At 65.3% G+C, this 26,343-nt stretch carries 26 protein-coding genes; 21 read left to right on the top strand and 5 right to left on the bottom strand.

Translation table 11 applies throughout. The annotated features are described in order from the left end of the window. Nucleotides 1-219: 219 nt before the first annotated feature. From MnOB_RS23085 to MnOB_RS23075, 3 genes are read left to right on the top strand one after another with little or no spacing between them, the layout of a single operon-like run. Nucleotides 220-648, top strand: coding sequence for a MarR family winged helix-turn-helix transcriptional regulator (locus MnOB_RS23085; RefSeq protein ID WP_077526634.1), 429 nt, complete (start codon nucleotides 220-222; stop codon nucleotides 646-648). A gap of 23 nt (nucleotides 649-671) precedes the next feature. Next, nucleotides 672-1,745, top strand: coding sequence for an HlyD family secretion protein (locus tag MnOB_RS23080; protein WP_077526632.1), 1,074 nt, complete (start codon nucleotides 672-674; stop codon nucleotides 1,743-1,745). Nucleotides 1,746-1,747: 2 nt separating this feature from the next. Further along, nucleotides 1,748-3,289, top strand: a complete 1,542-nt coding sequence (locus MnOB_RS23075; RefSeq protein ID WP_077526631.1) for a DHA2 family efflux MFS transporter permease subunit — start codon at nucleotides 1,748-1,750, stop codon at nucleotides 3,287-3,289. Here MnOB_RS23075 and MnOB_RS23070 read toward each other — a convergent pair. Further along, complete coding sequence (locus tag MnOB_RS23070; RefSeq protein WP_077526629.1) at nucleotides 3,286-4,257, bottom strand: AraC family transcriptional regulator; 972 nt, start codon at nucleotides 4,255-4,257, stop codon at nucleotides 3,286-3,288. The two genes, MnOB_RS23075 and MnOB_RS23070, sit on opposite strands and share 4 nt — an antisense overlap. 223 nt (nucleotides 4,258-4,480) lie before the next feature. Here MnOB_RS23070 and MnOB_RS23065 point away from each other — a divergent pair, with 223 nt between their 5' ends. The 12 genes from MnOB_RS23065 (at nucleotide 4,481) to MnOB_RS23015 (ending at nucleotide 15,328) form a co-directional block, all read left to right on the top strand. Continuing rightward, complete coding sequence (locus MnOB_RS23065; RefSeq protein WP_077526628.1) at nucleotides 4,481-4,753, top strand: DUF4242 domain-containing protein; 273 nt, start codon at nucleotides 4,481-4,483, stop codon at nucleotides 4,751-4,753. An 8-nt stretch (nucleotides 4,754-4,761) separates the two neighbouring features. Next, the gene (locus MnOB_RS23060; protein WP_077526627.1) at nucleotides 4,762-5,574 is read left to right on the top strand and encodes a class I SAM-dependent methyltransferase; all 813 of its coding nucleotides are present in this window, start codon (nucleotides 4,762-4,764) and stop codon (nucleotides 5,572-5,574) included. Between the two features lie 268 nt (nucleotides 5,575-5,842). Continuing rightward, nucleotides 5,843-6,313: an Lrp/AsnC family transcriptional regulator gene (locus MnOB_RS23055; protein WP_077526626.1), complete on the top strand. Its 471-nt coding sequence runs from the start codon at nucleotides 5,843-5,845 to the stop codon at nucleotides 6,311-6,313. A 456-nt stretch (nucleotides 6,314-6,769) separates the two neighbouring features. Next, nucleotides 6,770-8,185, top strand: a complete 1,416-nt coding sequence (locus MnOB_RS23050; protein WP_077526624.1) for an APC family permease — start codon at nucleotides 6,770-6,772, stop codon at nucleotides 8,183-8,185. Nucleotides 8,186-8,214: 29 nt separating this feature from the next. After that, nucleotides 8,215-9,051 carry a polysaccharide deacetylase family protein gene (locus MnOB_RS23045; RefSeq protein ID WP_077526623.1) on the top strand — a complete coding sequence of 279 codons (837 nt, stop codon included), beginning with the start codon at nucleotides 8,215-8,217 and terminating at the stop codon, nucleotides 9,049-9,051. Then, complete coding sequence (locus MnOB_RS23040) at nucleotides 9,051-10,124, top strand: C45 family autoproteolytic acyltransferase/hydrolase (protein ID WP_199824584.1); 1,074 nt, start codon at nucleotides 9,051-9,053, stop codon at nucleotides 10,122-10,124. Before MnOB_RS23045 ends, MnOB_RS23040 begins: the two co-directional genes overlap by 1 nt. 28 nt (nucleotides 10,125-10,152) lie before the next feature. Then, entirely contained in the window at nucleotides 10,153-10,569 is a 417-nt protein-coding gene (locus tag MnOB_RS29085; protein WP_199824582.1) for a VOC family protein, read from the top strand. A gap of 25 nt (nucleotides 10,570-10,594) precedes the next feature. Then, nucleotides 10,595-11,410, top strand: coding sequence for an SDR family NAD(P)-dependent oxidoreductase (locus tag MnOB_RS23035; protein WP_077526621.1), 816 nt, complete (start codon nucleotides 10,595-10,597; stop codon nucleotides 11,408-11,410). A 41-nt stretch (nucleotides 11,411-11,451) separates the two neighbouring features. Further along, nucleotides 11,452-12,468, top strand: a complete 1,017-nt coding sequence (locus MnOB_RS23030) for a Rieske 2Fe-2S domain-containing protein (RefSeq protein ID WP_077526619.1) — start codon at nucleotides 11,452-11,454, stop codon at nucleotides 12,466-12,468. Next, entirely contained in the window at nucleotides 12,465-13,418 is a 954-nt protein-coding gene (locus tag MnOB_RS23025) for a PDR/VanB family oxidoreductase (protein ID WP_234358318.1), read from the top strand. Before MnOB_RS23030 ends, MnOB_RS23025 begins: the two co-directional genes overlap by 4 nt. A 15-nt stretch (nucleotides 13,419-13,433) precedes the next feature. After that, entirely contained in the window at nucleotides 13,434-14,333 is a 900-nt protein-coding gene (locus MnOB_RS23020; protein ID WP_077526617.1) for a cation diffusion facilitator family transporter, read from the top strand. A 23-nt stretch (nucleotides 14,334-14,356) separates the two neighbouring features. Next, the gene (locus MnOB_RS23015) at nucleotides 14,357-15,328 is read left to right on the top strand and encodes a methyl-accepting chemotaxis protein (protein WP_077526615.1); all 972 of its coding nucleotides are present in this window, start codon (nucleotides 14,357-14,359) and stop codon (nucleotides 15,326-15,328) included. Nucleotides 15,329-15,444: 116 nt separating this feature from the next. Here MnOB_RS23015 and MnOB_RS23010 read toward each other — a convergent pair whose 3' ends face one another. Beyond that, nucleotides 15,445-16,245 carry an aminoglycoside phosphotransferase family protein gene (locus tag MnOB_RS23010; protein WP_077526657.1) on the bottom strand — a complete coding sequence of 267 codons (801 nt, stop codon included), beginning with the start codon at nucleotides 16,243-16,245 and terminating at the stop codon, nucleotides 15,445-15,447. 192 nt (nucleotides 16,246-16,437) lie between these two features. Here MnOB_RS23010 and aroQ point away from each other — a divergent pair, with 192 nt between their 5' ends. After that, nucleotides 16,438-16,881, top strand: a complete 444-nt coding sequence (aroQ, locus tag MnOB_RS23005; protein ID WP_077526613.1) for a type II 3-dehydroquinate dehydratase — start codon at nucleotides 16,438-16,440, stop codon at nucleotides 16,879-16,881. Between the two features lie 5 nt (nucleotides 16,882-16,886). Then, entirely contained in the window at nucleotides 16,887-17,744 is an 858-nt protein-coding gene (locus MnOB_RS23000; RefSeq protein WP_077526611.1) for a shikimate dehydrogenase, read from the top strand. Between the two features lie 138 nt (nucleotides 17,745-17,882). Here MnOB_RS23000 and MnOB_RS22995 read toward each other — a convergent pair whose 3' ends face one another. Then, entirely contained in the window at nucleotides 17,883-18,653 is a 771-nt protein-coding gene (locus MnOB_RS22995; RefSeq protein ID WP_077526609.1) for an IclR family transcriptional regulator domain-containing protein, read from the bottom strand. 239 nt (nucleotides 18,654-18,892) lie between these two features. Here MnOB_RS22995 and MnOB_RS22990 point away from each other — a divergent pair, with 239 nt between their 5' ends. The 4 genes from MnOB_RS22990 to MnOB_RS22975 are packed head-to-tail and all read left to right on the top strand — an operon-like array spanning nucleotide 18,893 to nucleotide 23,498. Next, complete coding sequence (locus MnOB_RS22990) at nucleotides 18,893-19,702, top strand: shikimate dehydrogenase family protein (RefSeq protein ID WP_077526607.1); 810 nt, start codon at nucleotides 18,893-18,895, stop codon at nucleotides 19,700-19,702. A 10-nt stretch (nucleotides 19,703-19,712) separates the two neighbouring features. Then, nucleotides 19,713-21,431: an FAD-binding protein gene (locus MnOB_RS22985; RefSeq protein WP_077526605.1), complete on the top strand. Its 1,719-nt coding sequence runs from the start codon at nucleotides 19,713-19,715 to the stop codon at nucleotides 21,429-21,431. A gap of 10 nt (nucleotides 21,432-21,441) precedes the next feature. Further along, complete coding sequence (locus tag MnOB_RS22980) at nucleotides 21,442-21,762, top strand: NIPSNAP family protein (protein WP_077526604.1); 321 nt, start codon at nucleotides 21,442-21,444, stop codon at nucleotides 21,760-21,762. A 5-nt stretch (nucleotides 21,763-21,767) separates the two neighbouring features. Beyond that, nucleotides 21,768-23,498, top strand: a complete 1,731-nt coding sequence (locus tag MnOB_RS22975; RefSeq protein ID WP_371580182.1) for an FAD-dependent oxidoreductase — start codon at nucleotides 21,768-21,770, stop codon at nucleotides 23,496-23,498. Here MnOB_RS22975 and MnOB_RS22970 read toward each other — a convergent pair. After that, nucleotides 23,440-24,108 carry a TetR/AcrR family transcriptional regulator gene (locus tag MnOB_RS22970; protein ID WP_077526600.1) on the bottom strand — a complete coding sequence of 223 codons (669 nt, stop codon included), beginning with the start codon at nucleotides 24,106-24,108 and terminating at the stop codon, nucleotides 23,440-23,442. The genes MnOB_RS22975 and MnOB_RS22970 overlap by 59 nt on opposite strands. 96 nt (nucleotides 24,109-24,204) lie before the next feature. Continuing rightward, nucleotides 24,205-26,115 (bottom strand): 3-dehydroshikimate dehydratase QuiC, encoded by a 1,911-nt coding sequence (quiC, locus tag MnOB_RS22965; RefSeq protein WP_077526598.1) that lies wholly within the window; start codon nucleotides 26,113-26,115, stop codon nucleotides 24,205-24,207. Nucleotides 26,116-26,343: the final 228 nt, after the last annotated feature.

The raw sequence follows: 26,343 nt of genomic DNA, 5'->3' as shown, positions 1-26,343 counted from the left end.
GCTCGGTCTGGATCGTAGGGTGCGCTGTGCGCACCGATTCCGGGATCGGATTCAGCACCCCGTTAAACTGCCGGTGCGCACGGCGCACCCTACCGGATCGGCTTCATCCTGTTAGCCCGAGCATCGGAATCGTCAAAGGCAGAGCCGCTCATCCAGTTTTTGACGACTGATCAGTCACGCCCATATAGTAAGCAACGCTTATTATATGGACACCACATCATGCCCCGCCTCGAAGAGAGCATCGGCTTCCTCCTCACCGATGCTTCCCGCCTGATGCGCCGCTCCTTCGAGCAACGCATCACCGGCAGCAGCCTCACGCTCGCCCAGGCCCGCGCGCTAGCGCATGTCGCGCGTAACGAAGGTTGCCGCCAGGTCGAGCTGGCCGACCAGTTGGAGGTGAAGCCCATCACCCTAGCGCGCTTGCTGGACCAGCTGGAGCAGGCCGAGCTGGTGGAGCGCCGCCCCGATCCCGATGACCGCCGCGCCTATCGGCTCTACCTGCGCCCGCAAGCTGACCAGGCGCTGGACGACATCCGCACCGCTGGCGGCGCGATGCTCGCCGTGGCACTGCAAGGCTTCAGCGAGGCTGAAGAGGACGCGCTCGCCAGTGCCCTGCGCAAGATGCGCAGCAACCTTTCTTCCCGTTGATTCCAAAAAGGAAGCGCAACGCCATGAACACCCACACGGTCATCGTTCCGGAACAGGACGCAGCGACCGCCAGCAATCCCCGCAGCAAACGCCTGCTGCTGATGGGCGTCGTTCCCCTTCTTGCCGTGGGCCTTGGGCTGGCCGCCTATCTCCATGGCGGTCGCTTTGTCGAGACCGACAATGCCTACGCCAAGGCCGACAAAGTGCCGATCAGTGCCGATGTATCCGGCACCATCACCGAGGTACTGACCCGTGAGAACGATCGGGTGGACGCCGGGCAGGTGCTGTTCCGTATCGACCCGGCGAGCGTCCGCATCGCCATTGCCAGAGCCGAGGCGCGATTGGCCCAGGTACGCACCGACCTCGCCGCCCTGAAAGCCGGCTACCAGGAAAAATCTTCCGAGTTGGCCCTGGCCCGCACCCGTCACGCTTATGCCGAGAAGGACCTGCAGCGCCAGGCCAACCTTGCGCAAAAGGGCTATCTCTCCCCGGCCAGGCTCGATGAGTCGCGCCAGGCCACCCAGATCGCCGAACAGGAAATCGACGCCCGCGAGCACGACCTCAAGCGCATCGCCGAGAACCTCGGCGGCAGCCCGGATGTGCCGGTGGAACAACACCCGAGCTACCTCAGCGCCCAGGCCGAACTGGAGCAGGCCCGCCTCGACCTGCAACGCTCCGAAGTCCGCGCCGCGCTGCCCGGCAGCATCAGCAAGGTGCCGCAGCCCGGCCAGTACATCAGCGCCGGCAACACCGCCATGACCCTGGTGGTGGATGACAAGCTCTGGGTGGAAGCCAACTTCCCCGAGAAGGACCTGACCTACGTGCGCCCCGGCCAGTCGGTCGACGTGCGCTTCGACATCTACCCGGACACCACCTGGCACGGCGAGGTGGAAAGCCTGAGCCCGGCCACTGGATCGGAGTTCTCGGTACTGCCGGCGCAAAACGCCACCGGAAACTGGGTGAAGGTGGCGCAGCGGGTTCCGGTGCGCATCGAGTTGCGACCCGATGCCAAGCTCCCGCCCCTGCGCGCCGGCCTCAGTGCGGTGGTGGAGATCGACACGGGCCACCGACGCAGCCTTGCCAACCTGCTGCCCTGACCATGAAGGCGACCCACTCCCGCGACGCCGCCTCGCACCGCTGGCTGATCACTTTATCGGTGATGCTGGCCACCATCATGCAGGCGCTGGATACCACCATTGCCAACGTCGCCCTGCCGCACATGCAGGGCAGCATGGGCACCACCCAGGACCAGATCAGTTGGGTGCTGACGTCCTATATAGTCGCCGCCGCCATCTGCATGCCGCTGACCGGATTCATCGCCGCGCGCTTTGGCCGCAAACGGCTGTTCATGTGGTCCATCGTCGGCTTCACCATCGCCTCGATGCTCTGTGGCGCGGCGCAGAGCCTGGAGCAGATCGTCCTGTTCCGCCTGCTCCAGGGCGTGTTCGGCGCCAGCCTGGTGCCGCTGTCCCAGGCGGTCCTGCTGGATACCTACCCGACTGAACAGCACGGCTCGGCCATGGCCATCTGGGGCGTGGGTGTGATGGTCGGCCCGATTCTCGGGCCCAGCCTCGGTGGCTGGCTCACCGAGTACTACGACTGGCGCTGGGTGTTCTACATCAACCTGCCCTTCGGCCTGCTGGCCTGGTTCGGCCTGACCGCCTTCCTCAAGGAAACCCCCATCGAACGGGAACGCCGCTTCGACCTGCTCGGCTTCGCGCTACTCGCCCTGGCCATCGGCGCCCTGCAACTGATGCTGGACCGGGGCGAATCCCAGGACTGGTTCCACAGCCCCGAAATCCTCGTCGAGGCGGTCCTGGCGGGGCTTGGTCTCTATCTGTTCATCGTCCATGTGCTGACCCACCGCGAACCCTTTATCGACCCGGCCATGTTCCGCGACCGCAACCTCAGCATCGGCCTGATGTTCATTTTCATCGTGGGCATCATGCTGTTCGCCACCATGACCCTGCTGCCACCATTCATGCAGAACCTGATGGGCTACCCGGTGCTGGACGTGGGCAACCTGATCGCGCCACGCGGTCTGGGCACCATGGCCGCGATGATGCTGGTGGGCCGCTTGATCAACCGTTTCGACCCACGGGGAATGATCGGCCTGGGCCTGGTGCTCACCGCCTTCTCGCTGTGGGAAATGACCCAGTTCACCGATCAAGTCAGCAGCTTCGCCATCGTCCGCAGTGGCATGGTCCAGGGCTTCGGTCTGGGGCTGATCTTCGTGCCGCTGTCCACCCTGACTTTCTCCACCCTGGCGCCGCGCTACCGCAACGAGGGCACCGCGCTGTTCAGCCTGATGCGTAACGTTGGCAGCGGGATCGGCATCTCCCTGGTGATCAGCTATCTGGCCCAGCGCACACAGATCAACCACGCAGCCTTCAGCGACTACATGACGCCTTTCAACCAGGCCCTGACCCAGGCGACCGAAAGTGGCGCAGTCGACCTGTCCAGCCCGGCGGGATTGGTGGCGTTGAACCTGGACGTGACGCGCCAGGCGACCATCCTCGCGTACCTGCAGGACTTCCGCCTGATGATGTTCGTCACCCTCGCCTCCCTGCCGTTGCTGCTGTTCCTGCGCAAGCCGCCGAAAACATCCGGCGCGCCGCAGACCCACGCAGTGATGGACTAGCCGGCCGCAATGCCCCTGGCCCGGCTTCGCCGCCAGGCGGCCGGCGGCGCACCGAACTCACGGCGGAAGGCACGACTGAAGGCCGTGTCGGTCTGGTAGCCGACGTCCTCGGCGATACGCGCCAGTGGGGCATTGCTGCGGCTGAGCAGATTGGCGGCCAGGAGCATGCGCCACTGGGTGAGGTACTGCATAGGCGAGCTACCCACCAGAAGCTGGAAGCGTTCGGCGAGTACCGAGCGCGAGGTGCCGGCAGTGCGCGCCAGTTCTTCCAGGGTCCAGGCCTGGGCCGGGCACTTGTGCAGGGCCGTCAGCGCCGAGCCGACGATCCGGTCCCCCAGCCCCGCCAGCCAGCCGGTGCGGCCATCGGCCTGCTCGTTCATGTACAGGCGCAGCACTTCTATAAAGAGCACTTCCGCCAGCTTGGCCAGCACCCCTTCGCCACCCGGGCGGGGTGACTTGGCTTCCGTGAGGGCGTAGCGCACGGACGCCTCCAGCCAGGGACCGGCGCTGGCCCCCCGCACGTTGACGCGCACCAGGGAGGGCAACCCGGCCAAGAGTATGTCCGCCAAGCGCGCATCGCAGGCCAGGTAGCCGCAGACCAACCGCGTGATCGCCCCGCCACCGCCATAGGCCAGTTGCCGGGGACGGCGCGCCAGCACTTCATCAAGTCGCCCACCCTTGGCCGGCGGCAAGCCAGGCTGCGACGTCATGCGATGGGCGTCGCCCTGGGGAAACAGCACCACGTCACCGGCCGAGAGCCGCACGGGCTGCTCCTGGCCGATTTCGACGAAGCACTCGCCGTCGGTGATCAGGTGGAAGATCACCACGCGCTCGGCGCCCGGCTCGAGCAGCGGCGCCACCGTATCGGCGCGTGGCGACTGGTAGCACCAGGGAGCGCTGAAGCGTGCATTGATGAAGATGGCGCCGACCAGGTGGACGACGCGCAGGGTTTCCGACAGTGCATCCATCAGCCCGAACCTCCAGCGCAATTCTGAAATTCTGGTCGGTCGCGGGGACGGGCAGCGTTTCGTCGGATAAATGGCTCCGTACGGACGATCAAGCAACCCTTGCCGACGCTCGGATAGGACGGTGCCCCTTTTGAGGCGGATAGTTTTGCCCAGCACGTCCTTGCTGCCCGTTGTACCCAAGGCGTGCCGGCAACACCCAAAACGCCAAGAAACAGAGGTCCCCATGCCCAAGTTCCTCATTGAAAGAGAGATACCGGACGCTGGAAAACTCACGGAACGAGACCTCAAAGCCATCTCGCAGAAGTCCTGCCGGGTACTCAAGGAAATCGGACCAGAGGTGCAGTGGGTCCAGAGCTACGTCACCGACGACAAGCTGTACTGCGTTTACATCGCCAACGACGAGGAGCTGATCCGCGAACACGCCCAGCGTGGTGGATTCCCCGTCAGCCGCATTTCCCGCATCAGCTCGACCATCGACCCGACCACAGCAGAATGAGCCCCGAAATGACTTCCGCAATTGATCTGAATGCACTGAAAAGCAAACAAATGGCCTCCTGGGCCAGCGGCGACTACGCCGTCATCGGCACCACCCTTCAGCTGGTCGGCGAACTGCTCGCCGAAGCCTGCGACCTACGCCACGGCGAAACCGTGCTGGACGTCGCGGCCGGCAATGGCAACGCCACCCTGGCCGCCGCGCGCCGAGGCGGACGGGTGACCTCGACCGACTATGTAGCGGCTCTGCTGGAACGTGGCCAGGAGCGTGCCCGCGCCGAGCGTCTGGAGGTGAACTTCCAGGCGGCCGACGCCGAGAATCTCCCCTTCGCCAACGCCAGTTTCGACGTGGTGCTGTCCACCTTCGGGGTGATGTTCACCCCCGACCAGGCCAAGGCCGCTTCCGAACTGGCCAGGGTCTGCCGCCCTGGTGGACGCATCGGCCTGGCCAACTGGACCCCGGACGGTTTCATCGGCCAGGTGTTCAAGACCCTCGGCCGCCACCTGCCCCCGCCACCCGGCGTGCAGCCTCCGTCTCTCTGGGGCGTGGAGAGCCACCTGCGCGAACTGTTCGACGACAGCGCCCGCGAGATTTCGGTGGCGCGACGACTGCACAACTTCCGCTACCAGTCGGCAGCCCACTTCCTCGAAGTTTTCCGTACCTGGTACGGCCCAGTGCACAAGGCTTTCGCCGCCCTCCCCGAAGATGGCGCAGCCGCCCTGGAACGTGACCTGATGGAGCTGCTCGAACGCTACAACCGTGCCGGCCCCGAGTCGCTGATCGTGCCCAGCGAATACGTGGAGGTGGTGATCACCCGTCGTTGAGGTGAAGGTCGTATTGGCTCCTGTGGGGACGATTGAATTCGCCCCCACAGGAATCATTGCGCTTTGGATGGCGGTAGGGTGCGCTGCGCGCACCGATAATCTCCCCCGCGGTGCTTAAACGCCGGTGCGCACGGCGCACCCTACTCGCAGGAGTCCGCAGCTGGGTTTTGTTGCAAAACGGCATGCCTCGACCCGCTTCTGAAATGGCGCAAATCTGGTAGCCTCGGGGCTTTCCACCGTACGGCCCAGCCAGGGAAGCCCAGGACCCATGCCCACTTCGATTCTCGACCCACTGGACTATGAAATCGTTCGCGAACTTCAGGAGGACGGGCGCCGCGCCTTCCGCGAAGTCGCGCGCAACCTGTCGGTTCCCGAAGCCACGGTCCGAACCCGAGTGAAGCGGCTGCAGGACCAAGGCATCCTGCAGATCCTCGCCTTCACCAATCCCTCCAAGCTGGGCCAGGCCAAACTCGCGCTGTTCTTCGTCTCCGTCGCCCCGCAGGATCACGATCGGGTGGTCGACACCCTCGGCCGCTGGAGTGAAGTCAGCTACCTGTCCACCACCCTCGGCACCGCCGACATCTGCGTGCAGGTCCTCTGTCGCGACGACGAGACCCTCTGGGGCCTGCAACAGAAAGTGCGCAGCCTGCCCGGCGTGCAGGACGTGCGGATGATGCAGGAAGTGAAGGTACACAAGATCCGCTTCACCATTCCGTCGGTGCAGCCGACCGAAGAATGAGCTGAATTCAGACTCGTAGGGTGCGCCGCGCGCACCAGCGATGTTGGGGTCTACTACTGCCCCGTCAATTGACGCCGAACCGGTGCGCATGGCGCACCCTACGGGTTGAACCTCCTCCGCAACGCCACCATTCCTTCGACCATTCGTCCGCGTTTTGCGCATTTCACGCTGCAACCCTTCGCGCATTGCGCATTTCTCTCCGCGCCATTTTCGCGCATCGCATCCACTGATCCGCCCCCTCTCTCGCCTCCACCCGCTTTAGCACGGGCCTTTCCGGCTGCTTTCCGCCTTGGTGCATCAGGCGTGCCACTATGGCGCAATGCGTATTTTTATTACGCCACTATTGCGCAATGCGTATTTTCAATCGACATAAACGTGTACATGCGCAATTAAACGGCATAGCATCAACTCATCGCGCGACCTTCCTACAAACACAACACAGATGAGGGCGATGCAATGCACCAGGCCAATCCAGGCTCCGAGCCATCGGCAGTACTCGCAAAATCCATTCGCTGGTGGGACGGGGTGGCCATCACCCTGAGCCTGCCAGCCGCTCTGTTCGTCGGCCTCGGCTACTCCATCGGCGCCATCGGTGCCTGGGCGGCACTGGCACTCTGGGCGGCCATCGCTGCCGTGGCGGTCCTGCATAACTGGGTCTATTCGGAAATGGGCGCCATGTTCACCGAGAAATCCGGTGGCATCGCGCTCTACGCCAACGAAGCCTGGAGCCAACGCATCCCCTGCCTCGGCCCGCTGGCTACTTATGCTTACTGGTTCGCCTGGGCCACAGCTCCCGCGATCTGGGGCCTGGCAGTCGCGCAGATCCTCACCGAGCAGTTCTTCCCCAATGCCAGCTACAGCCTGGACCTGGGCGTGATGCAACTCGACCTGCCGCAGCTGATCGCCCTGGGCGTGGCGCTGTTCTCCTGGGCGCTGAGCATGGTCAACCTGCGCTTCACCATGATCATCATCACGGCCGCCGGCGTGTTGCTGATGATTCCGGTGCTGATCTTCAGCGGCAGCTTCCTGGCCAGCGACTGGAGCACCAGCAGCTTCACCTGGCGCATCAGCGCTGACGCCGCCGGCCTGCGCACGGTGCTCGCCTGGCTGTTCGTGATGGCCTGGTCGGCTTATGCCGTGGAAGCCGCCGCGTCCTTCATTCCCGAGTTTCGCGACACCGTGCGTGATACCCGCAAGGCGCTGCGCATTTCCGCGTTGATCCTGCTGCTGGTGTTCACCCTGACGCCGCTGGGCCTGGCCGGACTGCTGGGCGAGCAGGCGCTGGCCGAGCATCCCTACGGCTTCCTCCAGATCGGCGCACAAGCACTGCTGGGTGGCGGCGCCGCGCTGATCACCCTGGTGCTGATCGCCGGCATCCTGGTGCTCTCGGTCATGGGTACCGCCGACGCCGGCCGCGCCCTCTACCAGAGTTCGCTGGACGGCCTGACCATCCGCCAGTTCGGCACCCTCAATCGCTCCGGCGTCCCGGCCCGCGCCGTCACCGTGCAGTTGCTGATCAACATCGCCCTGGTGCTCTTCGTCGGTAACGCCCTGGCCGTGATCGTCGCCGGCAACGTCGGCTACGTCTTGGCCCACCTGCTGGCGGTGGCCGGCTTCGTGGTGCTGCGCAAGGACCGTCCGGATGCCACCCGCCCGATCCGCCTGGGCCGTCGCTGGATCGCCATCGCCGCCGGCCTTGCCCTGTTCGATGGACTGATCCTCGTGGTCGGCACCACCAGTGCCTCCATCACCGGCTACGGCGGCCTGAAGGAAGTCGGCATCGCCATCGCCGTGCTCGCCATTTCCCAGGTGCTGTTCCGCCTGCGCCGCCTGCAGGACCGCGCCCTGCCCGCCACCGCGCCCTTTCACTGATCCTGATAACGCCAGAAGGAACCACCCTGATGAGCACCGATAACAAGGCCCGCCTTGCGTGGCCGAACAAGCGCCCTGTTGCCGTTTCACTGACTTTCGACGTGGACGCAGAAGCCGGCCTGCTGGGTGACAGCCCGAATTTCGCCCGGCGCCTGACCAGCCTTTCCGAGGGCCGCTTCGGCGTCACCCGTGGCGTGCCGCGCATCCTCGAGTTGCTGCGCCGCCACAAGATTCCGGCGTCCTTCTTCGTGCCCGGCCATACCGCCGATCTGCACCCCGGGCTGATCGAGCAACTGCTCGAAGACGGTCACGAAGTCGGCCACCACGGCCACATGCACCTGCGCAGCGACCGCATCTCCAGCGCCGAGCAGGAAGATGAAATGGAGCGAGGCCTGGAAGCCCTGGCCCGTGCCGGCGCGCCGAAACCCGCCGGCTACCGTTCCTCGTCCTGGGAACTGACCCCGGAAACCTTCGAGCTGGTCCTGGCCAAGGGCTTCGCCTACGACTCCAGCTGCATGGGCGACGACCGCCCCTACTACGAAACCTGGAACGGCGCCTCCATCCTCGAACTGCCGGTGCACTGGTCCCTGGACGACTGGCCCATGTTCGGCTGGGGCATCGACAACGGCGGCAACTTCACCCATCCGCGCACCCTCGCCGACACCTGGCTGGCCGAGTATGAGTCGGCTCGCCGCGACGGCCGCCACACCACCTTCACCATGCACCCGGAAGTGATCGGCCGCGCTGCGCGCTTCGAACAACTGGAGCGTTTCGTCGAGCGACTGGTGAGCGACGGCGACGTCTGGTTCGCCCGCCTGGACGACGTCGCGAAGCAGGTGGCCCCGCAACTGAAGAAGGTGGCCTGATGAGCATTCGCTTCCGTTCCACCGCCGTCGAACCGGCTGCCCGTGGCCTGGAATTCGGCCGTGTGCATGCCGAGAAAATCCACGCGACGGTGGAGCGCTACAGTGCGCTGTTCCAGCGCGTGGCGACCCGTCCCTACGATCTGCTCGCCCTCGGTAGCCAGGCCCTGGTACGCATCGCCGCGTTCGCCCCGCCGCTGTACGACGAAATCCTCGCCATGGCGGAAGGTGCCGCGATCGAGCCGTCGTACCTGGGTGCCATCAATGCGCGCACCGAGATACTTGCCTTCCTTGGCGCCCAGCTGCGTGGCGAATGCTCTACCGTCGTCCACCTGAAGCCGTTCAGCGGCACGCCGGCAACAGCGCAAACCTGGGATTGGTACGCCGAGTTCGCCGACCACTGGCTGACCTGGGAAATCCCCCATGCCGACGGCAGCCTGACCACCACCGTCACCGAGTTCGGCATCGTCGGCAAGGCGGGAGTCAACAGCCGTGGCCTGGGCGTGCACTTCAACATCCTTCACCACGCCCGCGACGGCCAGGGAATCGGCGTGCCGGTGCACGTGGCCTCGCGCTGGATGCTGGACAGCTGCAATGACATCAACCAGGCCCTGCAACTGCTGGGCTCGGCCAAGGTATCGGCGTCCAGCTCCCTGACGTTGATCGCCGCGAAGGACCACTCCAGCGCCGCCGTCTCGGTGGAACTCCACCCCGGCGGTCCGGGCCTGGTGTTCCCCGATGCCGATGGCCTGCTGGTGCACACCAACCATTTCCTTTCCAGCCCGGCACGGGAGTTCGACACCGAGCCGGCTGCCTACCCGGACACCCTGGTGCGCCACGACCTGCTGGTGCGTCGCCTGTCCGGACGCCAGGGCCTGACGCCGCAGAAGCTACTGGCCGCACTGAACAGCCACCTCGGTGGCGGTGCCGCCCTGTGCTGCCACCCGGACCCGGCGCAACCGGCTGCAGGCCAGTACGCCACCCTCGCGAGCATCGTCATCGATGTCGCCAACGGCACCCTCACCGCCCTGCCCGGCGGCCCCTGCGGCCATCCGGACTGGCTCGACACCCACTGAACCCAGACAACAACAAAGGAGCCATCCCATGCTCAAGCTCAAACGCCTCGACAACATGGACATCCTCACCAACGACGTTCAGCGCCTGGTGGACTTCTACCACGGCACCCTGGGCCTCGGTTTCTTCCTGCCCTACGTGGCCGAAGAGAAGTGGGCCGCCATCGAGATGGGCAACGTCACCCTGTACATCTTCCACACCACCGATACGACGCCTGTGGAACGTCGCACCGCCGTGAACCTGGAAGACAAACCGGGCTTCGACTCCTTCGCCTTCGAGGTGGAGAGCCTCGACGCCGCCCTCGACTACCTCCACGGCAAAGTGGAATGGGTCACCGCCGAGCCCATCGAGTGGCAGCACCCCAACGGCACCCACTACCGCTACCGCCCGATGTTCGACCCGGACGGCAACATGCTCTACGTCACCGAACCGCACAAGACCGTCTGACCGCCTCACCCACCGGAGAAACCCCATGACTGCTGCAACCCAAGGGGCCCTGGCTACCCAGGCGCCCGAGGCGGTGCTCGCCCTGTCGCCGGCCGCCCAACGCCTGGAACGCCGTGTCGCCCTCATCACCGGAGCCGGCCGTGGCGCCGGCCGTGCCCACGCCCGCCTGCTGGCGTCCCGTGGTGCGGCCGTGGCCATCGTCGATATCGATGAAGACGTGGCCCGCGCCACCGCTGCTGAAATCGAAGCCGCCGGTGGCCGCGCCATCGCCCTGGTGGCCGACATCACCGAGCGCAACCTGGCCGAACGCCTGGTGGCGGAAGTAGCGGAAACCCTGGGCGGGATCGACATCCTCGTGCACAACGCCGGGATGATGTACTCGCTCAAGGGACTGGCCGACACCGATGACGCCAACTTCGACCGCCTGCTGGCGATCAACGTCCACGCCCCGCTCTACCTCACCCGCGCCGCCCTGCCGCACCTGCGCAAGAGCCGCGCCCCGCGTGTGATCTTCATCAACTCCCAGTGGGGCCAGGTGCCGGATGGCCACTCCTACGGCTACATGGTGGGCAAGGCCGCGCAACTGGGCCTGATGAAGACCATGGCCAAGGAGTTCGTCAGCGAGGGAATCCTGGTCAACGCCATCACCCCCGGCGCCATCCTCACCCGCATGGTTCCGGAGGAATACGTGGAAGGCGAGAAGGCCAACATCCCGCTGGGCCGCCTGGTTCACCCCGAGGAAATCGCCGCTGCCGTGGCCTTCCTCGCCTCCGACGAAGCCGCGTTCATCGCCGGCCAGGCCTTGCCGGTGAACGGCGGTGCCCTGGTCGTCGGCATCTGACCAACGCAAAGAACAAGAAAGTTAGCTGTGAGGACTTATCCATGACTACTGCACTTCCCCAACGTCAACGCGCTGAACAGGCCATGCGCCGCCAATGGTTCCCGGTCGCCCGTTCGGCCGACCTGGCCACCCCGCAATCCGCCACGTTGCTGGGCCAGCGCCTGGTGGTGTACCGCACCGAGTCCGGCAAGGCCGTGGTGCAGGACGCCCGCTGCCCGCACCGTGGTGCCGACTTCGCCCTCGGCAAGGTGCACGGCGAGAACATCGCCTGCCCCTACCACGGCTGGCAATTCAGCGCCGAGAGCGGCAAGTGCAGCCACATCCCTTCCCTGGAAGACCAGTGCAAGATCCCGCCGCAGGCGGCTATCAAGACCTACCCGGCCATCGAGCGCTTCGCCCACGTCTGGACCGTGCTGGAAGAGCCGGCCACCGAGCTCTACGCCCCCGAGCAGTGGAGCAATCTGGAGCTGGACTGGCTGGCCGCCACGCCGCTGGAATCCCCTACCGGCGTTGCCGTGGCAATCGAGAATTTCCGCGATGTTGCCCACTTCCCCTTCGTCCACGAAGTCTCCATGGGCCCGAGCAAGCACGTGGTCGAGCCGCTGAACGTCAAGCGCGAAGGCCTGGATATCTGGATGCAGCGGCCGCTGGATGCCGGCGACGGCGACTGGGCCAACGATGGCGACTGCATGATGTTCTACCACTGCGTCGCACCGGGCCTGGCCAGCATCACCTACGACTACGAGCGCCTGGGCAAGCGCATCGTCGCCGGCTTCCCCAGCCCGGTGGCCTATGACGAAGTGAAGATTTTCTGGGGCGTGGCCAATGAGCGCCACTACAAGGGCCTGGGCCTTGAGGAATGCCTGCGCATCGAGGAGATGGTCTATCTGGAAGACATGCCCATCGCAGCTGGCATCTGGCCGCGCGAGATCGATTGGGACGGCGTCTTCGTCGAGCACTCGGTGCCGGCCGACCTCTTCACCCTCAATTACCGCCGCGCCTTCCGCGAGTTCATCGAACGCGCCAACCAGCCGGTGGCACCGCAGGTGGCGTCGTGAACGGGCAGGTCGAGGCCCTGATCACCTGCATGCGGCTGGAGGCCGTAGGCGTGATCTCCCTCGAACTGCAAACGCCGGAGCGCACACCGTTCCCGGAATGGAGCGCGGGCGCGCACATCGACCTGCTGCTGCCGTCCGGCCTGGTGCGCCAGTACTCGTTGCATGGCGACCCGCGCGACAGCTCGCGCCTGTCCATCGGCGTGCTGCTGGAGGCCAAGGGACGTGGCGGCTCGCGGGAAGTGCACGAGAACCTGCGGGTGGGCCAGCGCATCGCCATTCGCGGCCCGCGCAATGCCTTCCCGCTCGCCGCCGGCCAACGCTACCTGTTCGTTGCAGGGGGGATCGGCATTACGCCGATCCTCGCCATGGCCCGCGAGGTCCAGCGCGCCGGTGCCGACTGGCAGCTCATGTACGGCGGCCGTTCGCGCCGCTCCATGGCCTTCATCGATGAGCTGCTGGCCCTCGGCGGTGATCGGGTATCCATCCAGCCGGCGGATGAAACCGGTCTGCTGGATCTGGAAGAAATTGCCGCCCGCGCCGCCGACGGTCGCCACGTCTACAGCTGTGGCCCGGCTCCGCTTCTGGATGCGCTGACCGAGCGCTTCAAGGTGGACGGCCTGGCCGACCGCCTGCACCTGGAGCGCTTCGCCCCGGCAGCGCCTGCGCCCTGCGCCGGCAATGGCCAGGGCCTGACGCTGATCCTCGCTCGCAGCGGTCGCGAAGTCCCAGTGCCGGACGATCGCTCGATCATGCAGGCCCTGCGCGAGGCTGGTTGCAACGTGTCGTCCTCCTGCGAACAGGGTGTGTGCGGCATGTGCGAGACCCGCGTGCTGGCCGGTGAGATCGATCACCGCGACATGCTGCTGACCGACGCCGAGCGCGAGCGCAACAACGTCATGATGGTCTGCGTCTCCCGCGCGCGGACGCCGACCCTCACGCTGGACCTTTGAAGGAGGCAACTCGGGATGGCCGGGATCGAACAGCACATTCTCAAGGTGTCGATCCTGGCCACCGCACTGGTGGCCTGTGGCGGCATCACCTTCGGCCTCTGGGCCGGCTCGCAGTCCATCGTCTTCGATGGGCTGTTCAATGCCATCGACTCCTGCATGGCAGCGCTTTCGCTGATGGTCTCGCGGCTTCTGGTGAAGCAGCCGGGCCGGCGTTTCCAGCAGGGTTACTGGCATTTCGAACCGCTGGTGCTGGCGCTCAACGGCAGCGTGCTCGTACTGCTCTGCGTCTATGCGCTGATCAACTCGGTCAGTGGCCTGATGCGAGGTGGGCACGCCTTGGCGTTCGACACGGCACTGATCTATGCAGTGGTCACCCTGGCCTGCTCGGCGCTGATGCTCGGCTACCAGCGACGGCGCAACCGCAGCCTGAAGTCCGAGCTGATCCAGCTCGATATCCAGAGCTGGCTGATTTCCACCCTGATCACCGCCGCCCTGCTGCTGGCCTTCGTCGCCGGATTCCTCTTGCAAGGCACGCGCTGGCAATGGCTCGCGCCCTACATCGACCCGGCCATCCTCGCCCTGCTCTCGTTGCTGCTGATCCCTGGCCCGCTGCGCACCGTGGTCAAGGCGTTGAAGCAAGTCCTGCGCATCACCCCGGAAGCGCTGGACCACGAGATCAGCGGACTGATGGCAGGCATGGCCCGACGCTACGGCTTCGAGTGCAGCTCCCACTCGGTCGCCGAGATCGGCCGGGGCCTGTTCGTGGAAATCCAGATCGTGCTGCCCGAAGCGATGGACCGCTGGCGGGTTTCCGAACTGGATGCCGTACGCGCGGAGATCGCCGCCGCGATAGGCCGCGAAGGTCCCAACCGCTGGCTGGCGATTGCCTTCACCCGTGATCCCCGCTGGATCTGAGTCAACCCCATCGAGAACTGACCATGTGGTTCAACAACGAATCCGCGCGGCTGGTGCCGCAACTGTCCGAATGGATCGCCCGCCTGCTCAACGGCCAGCCCGTCGAGCCCAGCGGGCAGCTGGCCGTCCACCCCTCGTTGCGCCAGTCACTGGAGCGCCTGCAACTGGCCTGGCGGCAACAGCGCGCGGCGCTCGACAACCACGAACCGCCGCCCTGCACGGAAGAAGAACTCACCACCCTGCAGCGCCAGCTCGATGACGGCATCGACCAGCAGGCGCTGCTCCAGGCCCAGTTGGACACCGCGCGCCAACTGCTGGGGGAACAACAGTTGCGCCTTGCGCAATGGGACCAGGAGCAGCGCGCCTGGGAGCTGACCCGCCAGACCCTGACCGAAGGCAGCTGGGACCTGCTGGTGGCCAATGGCGACCCGGACCATCCGCAAAGCCGCATCCGCTGGTCAGAACAGTTCTGCTCGCTGGTCGGCCACAGCCGCAGCGAACTGCCCGATGGCTGGGATAGCTACAACCAGATCACCAACCCGGACGACCTGAAGGTGGTGATGCGGCGCTTCGGCGAGCTGGTCCGTGATCTGTCACCGGAAGCGTCCTATGTGGCGGAGTACCGCATGCGTCACAAGACCCGCGGCGAAATCTGGTTCCGCGAACGGGCCCGCTGCCTGCGAGACGAGCGCGGCCTGCTGCTGCGAATCACCGGAGCGGTGCGCGATATCAGCGATGAAAAGCAGGCCGAAGCCGCCCGCCAGCGGGAGCAGGCGGCGATGCAAGCGACCTACGGCCAGATCGCCCAGGTAGTGGGCGTGATCAAGGCCATCGCCGACCAGACCAACCTGCTTGCCCTCAATGCCGCCATCGAAGCGGCCCGCGCCGGGGAAGTGGGCCGGGGGTTCTCGGTGGTGGCGGACGAAGTGAAGAACCTTGCCCGCCGCACCCGAGTCGCCACCCAGGAAATCCAGGACATGCTGGAGCGGCGATAGCTAATTACCGGGTGTTGTTTTTTTGTAGGGGCGAATTCATTCGCCAAGGGCGGCGAAGCTGTCCCCTGCAGAATCAAAGGGCGAACCTGCGGTCCGCTTGGCGATTGAAATCGCCCCTACAGGGTGAACGCCTCGACCGCCAGCCGTGCCACGCAGAGATCGGACTCGGCAGATATGGCATCGCCGTCCTCAAGGAACCAAGCGGCGGAGAGTCCCGCGTAGGCCAGCACCCAGCGCAGCAGGCGCTGCCGGCCCAGGCCCGAGGCTTCGGCGATCACTTCAATCTGGCGAGCGAAGCGCACAGGCTGGACGACCGTGGGCAGTTCGGGGTTGCAGATCAGGTTGGCGTAGTCGTAGCCGCGATCACCGATGACGCGTTTCGGGTCGATGGCCAGCCAGCCGCGCTCGCCGAAATCCAGCACGTTGTCGTGGTGGATGTCGCCATGCAGCACCACCACTTCGCGCTGTGAACCCAGCAGTTCGCGGGCGACACCGGCTGCCTCGGCGAACAGCCCGCCGCGTTGCCGTGCTGCTGGCCACAGTGAGCGGAACCACTCTTCCAGGGGCACCAGCTCAGGCGCTCGTGCGAGCCTGGGCGCGTGCAGCCGGGCGATGGTGGCGCAGGCGATCCGGCTGGCCTCGTCGTCTTGCCCGTCCAGGGCCATGCGCATTAGCGATCCGGGGCCGGTTGCCCGCTCCATCAACAGCGCATCGCCCTCGAGCCGGAAGACCTTCGCCGCGCCTTCACCATCCCACCAGCGCATCACCTGCGCGCCCACTTTCTCTTCGCTGTCCCGGGCAACTTTCAACATCGCCGGCAACCCGTCGAAACGCACGGGCAACAGGTCGCTGCCGGGCGTGTGGATGGGTTCGCCGTCAGGCTGCAGGTTCCATTGGGTCAGGTATCTCTCGAACACGGCCTTGTGCTCCTTGCAGGTAGTCGTCAGGTCCAGCACTTCAGGCTGGAAGCGCGATGTCATCCGCTTTCCCGTCCGATAACCGCACGAAACAGGTTGCGGAAAATTGACGGAATTAACTGGTTAGTACATTTTCAATTACATCCTTTCCGGTTCGCTGCCGGACCAGAACAACAACGGAGAATTGCTGCAATGACCCGCACCGTCCTCGTGCTCAACGGACCCAACCTGAACATGCTCGGTACCCGTGAGCCCGCCACCTACGGCCATGAAACCCTCGCCGATATCGCTGCCCAGTGCAGCCGCACTGCCGCCGGGCTGGGTTTCGAGGTGGACTTCCGCCAGACCAACCATGAGGACGAGCTGATCGACTGGATCCACCAGGCCCGAGGCCGCTGCGCCGGCATCGTCATCAACCCCGCCGCCTGGACCCACACCTCCGTCGCCCTGCGCGATGCCCTGGTGGCCAGTGAGTTGCCGGTCATCGAGGTGCACCTTTCCAACGTGCACAAGCGCGAGGAATTCCGTCACCACTCCTTCGTTTCCGCCATCGCCATCGGCGTGATCTGCGGCCTCGGCAGCCAGGGCTACTCCCTGGCACTCCAGCACTTCGGCCAACTGTTCTCCAAAGGTTGAGCACCATGTCCCAGCACAATCAATCCGTTCTCGCCGGTCTGATCGGCGCAGGAATCCAGGCCTCCCGCACGCCCGCTCTGCACGAGCATGAAGGCGACGCCCAGGGCATCCGTTACCTCTATCGCCTGATCGACCTGGATCAGCTGAAACTGGACAGCAGCGCCCTCCCCGACCTGCTCGATGCCGCCCAGCGCATGGGCTACACCGGTTTGAACATCACCTTCCCCTGCAAGCAGGCGATCATTCCGCTGCTCGACGAACTCTCGCCCGAGGCTGCCGGCATCGGCGCGGTGAATACCGTGGTGCTGAAGGATGGCAAGCGCGTCGGCCACAACACTGACTGCCTGGGTTTCGGCGAAGGTTTCCGCCGTGGCCTGCCGGAGGTGCAACGCCGCCAGGTGGTGCAAATGGGCGCCGGTGGTGCGGGTTCCGCCGTGGCCCATGCGCTGCTCGCAGAAGGCGTCGAGCGCCTGACCCTGTTCGAAGTGGACGCAGCCCGTGGCCAGGCCCTGGTGGACAGCCTCAATGCCCACTTCGGCGCCGGTCGTGCTGCCCTGGGTACGGACCTGCCCAACGCCATGGCCGAGGCTGATGGCCTGGTGAACACGACGCCCATCGGCATGGCCAAGCTGCCCGGCACTCCGGTCCCGGCCGAGCTGCTGCGCCCCGAACAGTGGGTGGCGGAGATCATCTACTTCCCGCTGGAAACCGAACTGCTGCGAGATGCCCGCGCCATCGGTTGCCGCACCCTGGACGGCGGCACCATGGCGGTGTTCCAGGCCGTGAAAGCCTTCGAACTGATCAGCGGCCGCAGCGCCGATGCCGACCGGATGATGGCGCACTTCGCCAGCATGAATAGCTGATCTCTCTGTAGGGTGCGCTGCGCGCACCGATAACCCTGCGCGGGGTAATTGGTGCGCACGGCGCACCCTACGAACTGATCCCTGTGGGAGCGAATTCATTCGCGAATGAATTCGCTCCCACAAATGCCCTCACCCCCTTTAATCCAGCACTGGCTTCAATAGCGCTTGCGCCTCATACAGAGGCGTCAGGTAGCGCTGACGCATTTCCTCGCCGCTCATGCGTGCAGCGTGGGTGGTGATGGTGAGACTGGCCTTCAGTTCGCCCTTGCGATTCGTCAGGGGCACGCCGAGCACGCACATTCCCGCCTCGTACTCCTGATCCACCACGGCGAAGCCCTGAGCCGCGACCTTCTCCAACTCCGCCTTCAGCTCGTCGATGCCGGTGCGCGTGAAAGGCGTCAGCTGGCGAAGCGCGACCCGCTCGAAATAAGCCTCCAGTTCATCCGCGGAAAAGGACGCCAACCAGATTCGCCCGCTGGCCGTGCAGTACATGGGCATGCGCGATCCTGGTCGAATGGAGAGCGAGGCGATGTGGCTGTAGCGGCTGCGGACGATGTGCACGATGTCATCGCCGTCGCGCAGCCCTACCGAGACGTGCTCCTGGGTGGTCCGCGCCACCTGCTCGACGATGGGTCGCAACATGCGCGGTAATTGCGCCGAATCCACGTAGGCCTGGCCGATGCGCAGGGCCTTGGCGGTCAGCCAGTAATGGCGGCCATCGGTCTCGGCAAAACCGTCATGCACCAGGGTCAGCAGGAAACGCCGCGTCGCACTGGAAGTCAGGCCCGACATCGCCGCCGCTTCCGGCACGCTGAGACGTGGGTTGTCGACGCTGAACAGCTGCATCAGCGCCAGGCCTTTCTGTAGCCCGGAAATCAGGTCCCGCTGATGGATTACCGGTGTCTTCATTCCACTCCCCGTCCGATTGATTGGCCATTCCGTAGGGTGCGTCGTGCGCACCGGAATCCTGCGCAGAAGATGCGGTGCGCGCAGCGCACCCTACAAGGACACCAGCCAGCTGATTTCAGCTGACAGTGCGATTATCGCAGTGCCATTGCGATAAACAACCTAAACGCCCTTCTGTTTCATTGGCCGCTCCTGGGGTGCTGGCAATACTGCCGGCACAACAACAAACCCAGGAGATCAGCATGATCCGTGGTTCGACCGAACTGGTGGCCATCATCGGCAGCCCCATTGCCCAGGTGAAATCGCCGGAAAACTTCAATGCCTGGTTCACCGAGAACGGCCAGGACCTGGCGATGATCGCCGTGGACATGGCCGAGCAGAATCTCGCCACCTTTATCCAGGCCCTGCGGGGCTGGAAAAACCTGCGCGGTTGCGTCGTCACCGTCCCCTATAAGCAGTTGCTCGCCAGCCAGCTCGACCAGCTCAGCTCCCGCGCCGCCGCCCTGGGCTCGGTGAACGTGATTCGCCGCCAGCCCGATGGCCGCCTGCTGGGCGACAACGTCGATGGCGAGGGCTTCCTCAAGGCTGCCCGCGCCCACGGCTTCCAGCCAGACGGGCGTCGCGCGCTGGTGGTGGGCTCCGGCGGCGTCGGTGCGGCTATCGCCTATTCGCTGTGTGAAGGCGGCGTGCACAAGTTGGTGATCGCCGACCTCGACGAGCCCCGCGCCGAAGCCCTGGCCGAACGCCTGAGCCAGGCGTTCCCCCAGATCGACATCGGCAACCAATACGAAAGCCTGGGAGCCTTCGACCTGGTGGCCAATGCCACGCCCGTGGGCATGGGCGGCACCGGCGAAATGCCGCTGCCTGGCATTTTGCTGGAAACCCTCTCCCCCTCTGCATTGGTCGCGGACGTGGTGACCAGCCCGGTGGTGACGCCGCTGCTTGAGCTGGCGCGCAAACGCGGCTGCCGCATCCAGACCGGCCCGGAAATGGCGCGCGCGCAAATGGGCAACCTGGGCGCGCACATAGGCGTGATGCCCCAGCACGCCTGAGGAGATCGTCATGAACACTGCCGTGAAAACACATCCAGCCGAGAACCTGGCCGGCAACTGGGACCTGGTGGTACTGGGCAGCGGTGCCGGCGCCTTCGCCGCTGCAACGACCGCGGCCTGCAAGGGACTCAGCGTGCTGATGCTGGAAAAGTCGCCCCAGTTCGGCGGCACCTCCGCCATCTCCGGCGGCGCCGTGTGGATCTTCGATAGCGACCAGGCAAGGGCCGCCGGCATCCAGGACAGCCCGGAAGCGATTCGCACCTACCTGAAGAAGACCATCGGCTCCGGCTACCGGCCCGAACTGGTGGATGCCTTCATCAGCAACGGTCGCGAAGCGTTGCGCTTTCTCGAACAACACACCGAACTGGCCTACGCCTTGCGCCCCTTCTCGCCGGATTATTACCCACTGGAAGACGGCGCCACCGACCGGGGGCGCGCCCTGGAAATGCTGGAGTATGACGGGCGTCGTCTGGGCGCGCGCTTCAAGGACCTGCGACGCCCTCCCGAAGGCATGTTGCTGTTCGGCGGCATGATGGTGAACCGCGTCGATATCCAGCACTTCCTCAGCTTCCGCCGCTCGCCCCGCTCCCTCTGGCATTGCCTGAAGCTGATGGCCCGCTACGGCCTGGACCGCCTCAGCCATGAACGCGGCACCCGTCTGACCGTGGGCAACGCGATGATCGCGCGCCTGGCCGCCACGGCTTTCGAGAAAGGTGTGGAACTCTGGTTGCAAAGCAGTGCCGAGTCGCTGGTGATCGAATCAGGCCGGGTGATCGGCGTTCGCTTGCTCAAGGACGGCCGTCCGGTCGAAGTCCGCACCCGCGGCGGCGTCGTCTGCGCCATGGGTGGCTTCGCCGCCAGCGAACTCGCTGCCCGCTTTCGTCCGGCCAGCGGCAGCGAGCACCTGAGCATGTCCCCCGCCGGCAACGACGGCGCCGCACTCCGCCTGGGAGAGCAAGTGAATGCCGCTGCCGGCGAGGACATGGCGTCCAGCTTTTTCTGGGCGCCAGTATCGACGCTGCGCCGACCGAACGGCGAGCTGGAGCGATTCCCGCACCTGGTCACCGACCGCGCCAAGCCCGGAATCATTGCGGTGAACGAAAAGGGACAGCGCTTCACCAACGAGGCGGACTCCTACCATAGCTTCGTCCAGGCGATGCACCGGGAAGGCCTGGCGACGTGCTGGCTGATCTGCGACGCCGAGGCCATGAGCCGCTACGGCATGGGCCTGGCGCGGCCGAGCCCGGTGGACAACAGCACACTGGAGAAAGCCGGCTACCTGTTCCGCGCCGACTCGTCGGAAGCCCTCGCCAGTGCAATTGGCGTCGACCCTCAGGGCCTGGCCACGACATTGGCCCGCCTCAACGAGGACGCGCGAGCCGGTGAGGACCGCCAATTCGGCAAGGGCGCCACCAGCTACAACCAGTCCCTCGGCGACCCGCACCACAGGCCCAACCCCTGCCTGGCACCGCTGAGCCGCGCCCCCTGGTACGCCGTGCGCGTGCACACCGGCGACCTCGGCTCGGCGCGCGGTCTGGTCACCGACGCCCACGCCAATGTGCTGGACCGCGAAGGAAGCCCCATCGCCGGCCTGTACGCCGCCGGTAATGACATGAACTCGATCATGGACGGCACCTACCCCGGCCCCGGCATCACCCTTGGCCCGGCCCTGACCTTCGGCTACCTCGCCGCCAGCCATATCGCCGATCACCTGAAACCCAGAATCTGAGGACAACGCCATGTATTACGAACTGCGCACCTACACCATCAAGCCCACCAAGCTGGCCGACTGGCTGGCGCTCTACCGCAGCCACTGCCTTGAAGTGCAGACCGAGCACCTGGGCAAGCTGGTCGGGTTCTTTACAACCGAGTTCGGCGAGGCCAACCAGGTGGTGCACATCTGGGCTTACGAGAGCCTGGACGACCGCATCACACGCCGGGCGAAGATGGCCGCCGACCCGCGCTGGGCCGAGTTCGGCCGGTTGAACAAGGAACTGGATGCCGTGGTGCATCTGGACTCGCGCCTGATGCGCCCCACCGGCTTCTCTCCGCTGCAATGAATGCCATGAGCGAACGCCACTGCGATGTGCTGGTGATCGGCTCCGGCGCCTCGGGCCTGGCCGCGGCAGTCACCGCTGCCCATTGCGGGCTGGATGTGCTGGTGGTGGAAAAGGCCAACCAGCTCGGAGGTACCAGTGCCTGGTCCGGCGGCTGGCTGTGGATTCCGCGCAACCCACTGGCGCAGGCGGAAGGCGTGGATGACAGCGCGCAGGCCGTCGAGAGCTACCTGCGAGCAGAACTCGGCGCCGAGGAACTGGACGCGCGCCAACGGGCGTTTCTCCAGCACGGTCCGGAGATGGTCGAGTTCTTCCAGCGCAATACCCAGGTGCAGTTCCATTCCGGCAGTCGCATGCCGGACATGCACGATTCCCCCGGAGCTGCGCCCGGTGGCCGTTCCCTCTGCGCCCGGCCCTACGACGGCCGCCAGCTGGGACCCTGGCTGGACGCGCTGCGTCCACCACTGGACCTGATCACCCTGGGCGGCATGGGCATCGCCGGCGGCGCGGACCTTGCGCACTTCCTCAACGCCCGCCGCTCACCGCGCTCCGCCTTGTATGTCGCCGGACGCCTGCTGCGGCATTGGTTCGACCGCCTGCTGCACGGCCGTGGCCTGCACCTGGTCAATGGCAATGCCCTGGTGGCGCGCCTGCTGCGCAGCGCCCTTGACCTGGGTGTAAGCCTTGAAACCAGCACCAATGCGCAGCGGCTACTGAAGGACGGCGAGCGCGTGACTGGGGCGGAGTTGCAACAGGATGGCCGAGCGATGAAGGTTCTGGCGCGCCGAGGCGTCGTGCTGGCCTGTGGGGGCTTCCCCCACGACCGGCAACGCATCAAGACACTGTTTGGCCACGAACATCTCTCTGCAGCCCCGAAAACCAACACCGGCGACGGCCTGCGACTGGGTGAAAGCGTGGGCGCGCAAGTCGCCGAGCAACTGGCCAGCCCCGCCGCCTGGGCGCCAGTGTCACGGGTGCCGCGCAAGGACGGCAGTTTCAGCGGCTTCCCGCACCTGATGGAACGGGCCAAGCCGGGTTTCATCGCCGCTCGCAGCGATGGCCGGCGTTTCTGCAACGAAGCCGACTCCTACCACGACTTCATGAATGCCTTGTTCCGCGCCACGCCGGCCGGAGAGGAGCCATCCGCCTGGCTGATCTGCGATCAGCGCGCACAGCGCCGTTACGGAATCGGCTGCGTACGGCCCTTCCCGTTCCCCACGGGACACCATGTGCGCAGTGGCTACCTGAAGTCGGCCGCCAGCCTCGCCGAACTGGCGACGCTGTGCGGAATCGACGGGGAGCAACTGCAAGCGACGCTGACAACGTTCAACGCCAACGCTGCTCGCGGGATGGACCCGGAGTTCCAGCGCGGCGCCTCCGCCTACAACCAGGCACAGGGTGAACCCTTACATGGCCCGAACCCGTCGTTGGGCGCGCTGGAGAAAGGTCCGTTCCATGCGGTGAAGCTGGTGCCGGGCAGTCTCGGCACCTTCGCCGGCTTGCACACCGATGCTTCGGCACGAGTACAGGACGGCCAGGGAGCGATCATCCCCGGCCTCTATGCGGTAGGTAATGACATGGCCAGTGTGATGGGCGGGCATTACCCCAGCGGTGGCATCACCCTGGGTCCGGGAATGACCTTCGGCTACCTGGCGGGACGTGCACTCGCGAACGAGCCGGTCACGCCTGCAGGTAGCGCAGAACCGACTCGCAGATCATCTCCTTGTGCCGCGCCTTGACCTCGTCATCCGCCAGTTCGATCTGGAAGATCTGGCCGAAGGTGTTGCGGTTGGAGACCCGATAGAAACAAAAGGAGCTGATCAGCAGGTGCAGGTCCAGGGGTTGGATGCCGGCACGGAACAGCCCTTCGGCCTGGCCGCGCTGGAGGATTTCACCCATGGCATCGAGGATGTTGGTGCTCATGGAGCGGATGGTGTTGGACTGCTTGACGTACTCGCCGTAGTGGATGTTCTCGATGGAGACGATGCGGACGAAATCGACATTGCGGTCATGGTGATCGAAGGTGAATTCCACCAATCGGCGGATGGCCTCGCGCGGCTCGAGTTCGGCCAGGTGCAGCTTGCCTTCGGTGCGGCGGATATCGCCGTAGAGCTTCTCCAGCACTTCGACGTAGAGCTGCTCCTTGCTGCCGAAGTAGTAGTAGATCATCCGCTTCGAGGTATGCATGCGCTCGGCGATGGCGTCGACCCGGGCGCCGGAAAGGCCCTGCTGGACGAACTCGGCGATCGCCGCCTGGAGGATGTTCTCGCGGGTTTTCTCCGGGTTGTTCTTGCGCCCTTTGCGAGGGGCCTCTACGGGCAGGTCTTGGAGTTCGGCAGTTGTTGTCATCTTGGGCTCACGGCCAGCGGAAACTGGGTGGATTATGGGCTTGGCAGCGGCCGTAAGGAAGCCTGGCGCAGAGGTCGCACCAGGCTTCCACAGGGTCTACAGCTTGGCCTTGGCGATGGCGCCGCTACGTGCCTTGGCCATGGCCGCAAGGCGGACCGCTACGTTGGCCGCGCCATAACCGGCGTAGCCGTTCTTGCGCTGCAGGATTTCGAAGAAGAAACGCCCCTCGAACGGCTCGGTATAAACGTGGAACAGCTCGCCACCCTGGGCATCGCGGTCATAAAGCACGTTGTAGTAGGCCAGTTCGCTGAGGAATTCGTCGTCGAAATCGAAACGCGCGGCCAGGTCGTCGTAGTAGTTCAGCGGGATATCCAGCAGCGGCACGCCAGCGTCCTTGGCGCGGCTCACCTCAGCGAAGATGTCCTCGCAGGAGAAGGCGATGTGGTGCGCACCCGAGCCACCGTAGCTGGACAGCGCGTGAGAGATCGCGGTGTTGCGGTTCTCCGAGATGTTCAGCGGCAGGCGCACGCTGCTGCAACGGCTGCGGATGGCGCGGCTCTTCACCAGGCCGTAAGGGTCCGGCAGCACCACTTCGTCATCAGCCTCGAAATCCAGCACGCTCTTGTAGAACAGCACCCAGCTGTCCAGGCCATCGGCCGGCAGGGCCAGGGCCATGTGGTCGATGCGATCGAGCTGGCCGGTCTGGCTGGCGCCCGCATCGAGAACGAAGTCGCTGTCGTAGATGGTCTGCCCGGCCTGGGCCTGCTCCACCAGATAGATGAGGCTGCCATCCGGCGCCCGCACGGCGGGAATCTCGCGCTCGTTAGGCCCAACCAGGCCACGGAATGGCTGCCCCTTGAACTCGCGGGCGCGCTCCAGCGCGCTGCTGCTGTCCTTCACCCGCAAGGCGGTGGCGCACAGCGACGGGCCGTGGGCCTCGAAGTAGCCGTGGGCGAAGGAATAGGGTTCGGCATTGAGCACGATATTGATGTCGCCCTGGCGCAGCAGGCTCACGGCCTTGGAGCGATGCTTGCCGGCGCGGGCGAAGCCTAGGCGCTCCAGCCAGTTGGCGAGCTTGGCGCCTTGGGACTCGTCCACGGCGAACTCGAGGAATTCAACGCCGTCGTAGCGGCTGGCCGGCGGCGGCGAGAAGAGGATGTCCAGGTTGGCGGGCGGGGTCGCGTCCTTCGCCAACAGCTTGCGGGTCTTCTCTTCGAGATAAAGCAGCGAGCGCAGGCCGTCGGCGGCATTGGCACGCGGCGGAGCGGCGCGGAAACCGTCGTTGAAGATTTCCAGCGACAGTGGGCCGGTGTAGCCGCTGCGGATGATCGGTGCGAGGAAGCCCGCCAGGTCGAACTCGCCCTGGCCGGGGAAGCAGCGGAAGTGCCGGCTCCACTCCAGCACGTCCATGGCCAGCAGCGGTGCGTCAGCCATCTGCACGAAGAAGATCTTGTCGCCGGGAATCTCGGCGATAGCGCTCGGATCACCCTTGATCGACAGGGTGTGGAAGCTGTCCAGCAGCACGCCGAGGGCCGGATGGTCGGCCTGGCGCACCAGGTTCCAGACCTGTTGCCAGCTGTTCACGTGGCGCCCCCAGGCCAGGGCCTCGTAGCCGATACGCAGATTGCGCGCGCCGGCGCGCTCGGCCAGCAGGCGCAGGTCGTCGACGAGGATTTCCTCATCGGGCAGGGAGTCGGGCTGGACGTTGCTGCACACCAGCACCAGGTCGGTACCCAGTTCCTGCATCAGGTCGAACTTGCGCTCGGCGCGGTCGAGGTTCTTCTGCAAGCGGTCGCGGCGGCAACCTTCGAAATCACGGAACGGCTGGAACAGCGTGATGGCGATGCCGAGATCGGCGCACATCTGGCGGATTTCCCGCGGGCTGCCGGCGTAGTACAGGAGGTCGTTCTCGAAGATTTCGACGCCGTCGAATCCGGCGGCGGCGATGGCCTCGAGTTTTTCCGGCAGGGTACCGCTCAGGGAGACGGTGGCAATGGAACGCTGCATGCTTCAGCTCCTGGTGGGTGGGCGCCGCAGTTAGCGGTGGGGAATGCAAAAACCCTTGTTTTCGTAGCTGGATTGATTATTCGCGCGTAAAGTCTGCCCATCAATTCAATATGTACGAACCAGTTAGTTTTGTGTTCGATCAGCGAACAGAAGGCCGGTTATCGAATTGACGCTTTTTCGATCACTGCGCAACATGAACCCCATGTTGCAGGCAACCCACCGGGTGGC

This window comes from Metapseudomonas resinovorans, from assembly GCF_002003485.1.
Lineage (GTDB): Bacteria > Pseudomonadota > Gammaproteobacteria > Pseudomonadales > Pseudomonadaceae > Metapseudomonas > Metapseudomonas resinovorans_D.
Note: the sequence above shows the minus strand (reverse complement) of the source record. Positions and strands in the feature narration are given on the sequence as shown.